This window comes from Pseudomonas sp. SDO5522_S412, assembly GCF_054071215.1.
In genome coordinates, this window is sequence record NZ_JBSVWQ010000334.1 from 1 (window position 1) to 4,727 (window position 4,727).

At 61.0% G+C, this 4,727-nt stretch carries 3 protein-coding genes; 2 read left to right on the plus strand and 1 reads right to left on the minus strand.

Going from position 1 to position 4,727, the window contains the following annotated elements:
- Positions 1–85 precede the first annotated feature (85 nt).
- Positions 86–1,756, minus strand: a complete 1,671-nt coding sequence (locus tag ACW9I6_RS30845; protein WP_008439412.1) for a putative bifunctional diguanylate cyclase/phosphodiesterase — start codon at positions 1,754–1,756, stop codon at positions 86–88.
- 267 nt (positions 1,757–2,023) lie between these two features.
- On the opposite strand from ACW9I6_RS30845, the gene rep reads away from it, so the two are divergent.
- On the plus strand, positions 2,024–4,033 hold the full coding sequence (rep, locus tag ACW9I6_RS30850) for a DNA helicase Rep (RefSeq protein WP_008439414.1): 2,010 nt from the start codon (positions 2,024–2,026) through the stop codon (positions 4,031–4,033).
- Positions 4,034–4,090: 57 nt separating this feature from the next.
- Complete coding sequence (locus ACW9I6_RS30855; RefSeq protein WP_003208760.1) at positions 4,091–4,663, plus strand: xanthine phosphoribosyltransferase; 573 nt, start codon at positions 4,091–4,093, stop codon at positions 4,661–4,663.
- Positions 4,664–4,727 lie beyond the last annotated feature (64 nt).

The following is a 4,727-nucleotide window of genomic DNA, read 5'->3' on the forward strand; positions in this document are numbered from 1 at the left end:
GCGGTGGGTCAGCCATGCATTGGTTGGCTGAAATACCGCATTCGCGAGCAAGCCCGCTCCCACATTTTTGATCGGGTTCACAACATCAGATCACGCCGCCCACCAGTTCCTGGCTGTCACCAAACGTCAGGTAGTCCACCAGCTCCGCCAACGGCAACGGCTTGCTGATCAGGTACCCCTGGGCCTGATCGCAGCCGAACAACCGCAGCAACGCCAGTTGCTCGGCGGTTTCCACGCCCTCGGCGACCACTTCCAGGTTCAGGTTATGAGCCAGGTTGATCATGGCGTGCACCAGCTTGCGATTCTCTTCGCGCTCTTCCATGCCGCCGACAAAGCTCTTGTCGATCTTCAGCAAGGCAATCGGCAGGCTGTTGAGGTGCACGAACGACGAAAAGCCGGTGCCAAAGTCATCCAGGGAAAAGCGCACACCCAGGCGGCCCAGCGCATCCATGGTCTGCTTGACCAGGTCGCTGCGGCGCATCACGGCGGTTTCCGTCAGCTCAAATTCCAGCCACTGGGCTTCCACGCCGCGCTCGGCAATCAGCCGGCTGAGGGTGCTGAGCAGTTGGCTGTCCTGAAACTGGCGGAACGACAGGTTGACCGCCATGTGCAACGGCGCAATCCCGCGTTCGCGCAGGTCCTGCATGTCGCGCAGGGCCCGGGAAATCACCCAGTAGCCCAGCGGCACGATCAAGCCGCTCTGCTCGGCCAGCGGCACGAACTCGCTCGGCGGCAACAGGCCGCGCTCACCGTGGCGCCAGCGCACCAGTGCTTCCAGGCCGACGATATGCCCATCGTCGAGGTCCAGGCGGGGCTGGTAATGCAGTTCCAGTTCGTCACGGCGCAACGCCCGGCGCAGTTCGCTCTCAAGGTCGGCGAGGCTGCGGGCATTGCGGTTGATGCGTTCGTTGAAGATATGAAAGGTGCAGCCCTGGGTGCTTTTGGCTTGCTGCATGGCGATGTGGGCGTGCCACATCAACGGGTCGGCGCCGGCCTTGGCGCGGGCATGGGCCACGCCGAGGCTGCAACCGATCAGCAGGCTTTCGCCATCGACCCAATAGGGTTCGGCCATGGCTTCGACGATGCGCTCGGCCATCCATTCGGCGCGCTGGGGCGCACGGCGGGTGTCGATCAGCAGGGCAAATTCGTCGCTGCCCAGGCGCGCCAGTTGATCGCCGGCCTCCAGCTGGCTCTTGAGCCGCGAGACCACTTGCAGGATCAGCCGGTCGCCGGCCTGGTGGCCGAGGGCGTCGTTGGCGTGACGGAAGTTGTCCAGGTCGAGGTGGCCGAGGGCAACGCCACGGCCTTCGTTTTCCGCCAGGCGGGCGGTCAGCAGGGTCTGGAAGCCCTGGCGGTTGGCGATACCGGTCAGCGGGTCCTGTTCGGCCAGGCGTTGCAGGGTGTTTTCCAGTACACCGCGCTCGCGCACATGCCGCAGGCAACGGCGCAATGTATCGACATCCAATGCATTCAGGATCAGCCAGTCGCTGACGCCGAGGGGCGAAACCAGGGGTTCCTCTTCCAACAGCAATACCGTTGGCAAGCTGCAGCGACCGGGGCCGGGCTGAAGGTTGGCCGTGGTCAATAGCACCGCGCTGTGATCGTCGTCGAACAGGTTGCTCACAGACTCCCAGTTTGGCGCGCTGATCAGCACAGCTCCGTCGCCCATCGGCGCCAGGCACTCGCGCAATAACGCTGCCCACGCTGGCTCATCGGCCAGTAGCAGCAAACGCAAGGGTTCGACAGGCGTAGACAAGCTAGCTCCCTAGACTCTGCAAAATTTCGTTGGCGGCGGGCATTATGACGTGCGCCCCGATAATGACCAATGATATGGGTTATCAAATGCGCACTGTGCAGCTCTAGACCGAACAATAGTCCTAAATACCCTGCACATCCTGCGGCAAAGTAACAAAACCGGCAAATTTAGATCGAGTGGTACGTCACACTGTCGTTCAGAGGCAGCAGAATCTTGCCAGCCTGTTAAAATGCCCGCCCTTTTGATCAATGACCTCCTGAATTTCGTATGTCCCGACTCAATCCCCGGCAGCAAGAAGCCGTGAACTACGTCGGCGGCCCTCTATTGGTGCTCGCCGGTGCCGGTTCCGGCAAGACCAGCGTGATCACCCGCAAGATCGCGCACCTGATCCAGAGCTGTGGCATCCGTGCCCAGTACATCGTCGCCATGACCTTTACCAACAAGGCGGCGCGGGAAATGAAAGAGCGCGTCGGCACCCTGCTCAAGGGTGGCGAAGGCCGTGGCCTCACCGTGTGTACCTTCCACAACCTGGGGCTGAACATCATCCGCAAGGAGCACGTGCGGTTGGGCTACAAGCCGGGCTTCTCGATCTTTGACGAGACAGACGTCAAGGCGCTGATGACCGACATCATGCAGAAGGAATACGCGGGCGACGACGGCGTCGACGAGATCAAGAACATGATCGGCTCGTGGAAAAACGACCTGATCCTGCCCGCCGAAGCCCTGGAAGCTGCGCGCAACCCCAAGGAGCAGACTGCCGCCATTGTCTACACCCACTACCAGCGCACGCTGAAGGCGTTCAACGCGGTGGACTTCGACGACCTGATCCTGCTGCCGGTGAAGCTGTTCCAGGAACATGCCGACATCCTCGAAAAGTGGCAGAACAAAGTCCGCTACCTGCTGGTGGACGAATACCAGGACACCAACGCCAGCCAATACCTGCTGGTGAAGCTGCTGATCGGCAAGCGCAACCAATTCACCGTGGTGGGCGATGACGACCAGTCGATCTACGCCTGGCGCGGCGCCCGCCCGGAAAACCTGATGCTGCTCAAGGACGACTACCCGTCCCTGAAAGTGGTGATGCTGGAGCAGAACTACCGCTCCACCAGCCGCATCCTGCGTTGCGCCAACGTGCTGATCTCCAACAACCCCCACGAGTTTGAAAAGCAACTGTGGAGCGAGATGGGCCACGGCGACGAGATCCGCGTGATCCGCTGCCGCAACGAAGACGCCGAAGCCGAGCGCGTGGCCGTCGAACTGCTCACCCTGCACCTGCGTACCGACCGGCCCTACAGCGATTTCGCGATCCTGTACCGTGGCAACTACCAGGCCAAGCTGATCGAGCTGAAGCTGCAGCACCACCAGATTCCTTATCGCCTGTCGGGAGGCAACAGCTTTTTCGGACGCCAGGAAGTGAAAGACCTGATGGCCTACTTCCGGCTGATCGTGAACCCGGACGACGACAACGCCTTCCTGCGGGTGATCAACGTCCCACGCCGGGAAATCGGTTCGACTACCCTGGAAAAGCTCGGCAACTACGCCACCGAACGGAAGATCTCGATGTACGCCGCCACCGACGAAATCGGCCTGGGCGAGCACCTCGACACTCGTTTCACCGACCGCCTGGCGCGCTTCAAGCGCTTCATGGACAAGGTGCGCGAGCAGTGCGCCGGCGAAGACCCGATCAGCGCCCTGCGCAGCATGGTCATGGACATCGACTACGAGAACTGGCTGCGCACCAACAGCTCCAGCGACAAGGCTGCCGATTACCGCATGGGCAACGTGTGGTTCCTGATCGAGGCGTTGAAAAATACCCTGGAGAAGGACGAAGAAGGCGAGATGACCGTCGAGGACGCCATCGGCAAGCTGGTGCTGCGGGACATGCTTGAACGCCAGCAGGAAGAGGAAGACGGCGCCGAAGGCGTGCAGATGATGACCTTGCATGCGTCCAAGGGACTGGAATTCCCCTACGTGTTCATCATGGGCATGGAAGAGGAAATCCTCCCGCACCGCTCCAGCATCGAAGCCGACACCATCGAAGAAGAACGGCGCCTGGCCTACGTGGGCATTACCCGCGCGCGTCAGACCCTGGCCTTCACCTTTGCCGCCAAGCGCAAGCAGTACGGCGAGATCATCGATTGTGCCCCCAGCCGGTTCCTCGACGAACTGCCGCCGGACGACCTGGCCTGGGAAGGCAACGACGACACACCGACCGAAGTCAAAGCCGTTCGCGGCAACACCGCACTGGCGGATATACGCGCGATGTTAAAGCGCTAGAATCGACTACTTTTTAATCTACTTTCGGCGCGTGTTGCGCCAACAGAGGAAGCTTTCGTGGAAGCACTGCACAAGAAAATTCGCGAAGAAGGCATCGTGCTTTCCGATCAGGTACTCAAGGTCGACGCCTTTCTGAACCACCAGATCGACCCGGCGCTGATGAAACTGATCGGTGACGAGTTTGCTGCGTTGTTCAAGGATTCGGGGATCACCAAGATCGTCACCATCGAAGCCTCGGGCATTGCACCGGCGATCATGACCGGCCTGAACCTCGGCGTGCCGGTGATTTTCGCCCGCAAGCAACAGTCCCTGACCCTGACCGAAAACCTGCTGTCGGCGACGGTGTATTCCTTCACCAAGAAAACCGAAAGCACCGTGGCGATCTCCCCGCGCCACCTGAGCAGCAGCGACCGCGTGCTGATCATTGACGACTTCCTGGCCAACGGTAAGGCGTCCCAGGCGCTGATCTCGATCATCAAACAGGCCGGCGCGACCGTTGCAGGTTTGGGGATTGTGATCGAGAAGTCGTTCCAGGGTGGCCGTGCGGAGCTGGATGCCCAGGGTTACCGGGTTGAGTCGCTGGCGCGGGTGCAGTCGTTGGCGGGTGGGGTTGTGACCTTTATCGAGTAATCGGTGCGGGCACGGTTAAACATGTGGGAGCGGGCTTGCTCGCGAAAGCGGTGTGTCAGTCACC

Excerpts from the sequence above, each read along its gene's own strand:
- rep (WP_008439414.1), top strand. The coding sequence starts at position 2,024 with ATGTCCCGACTCAATCCCCGGCAGCAAGAAGCCGTGAACTACGTCGGC.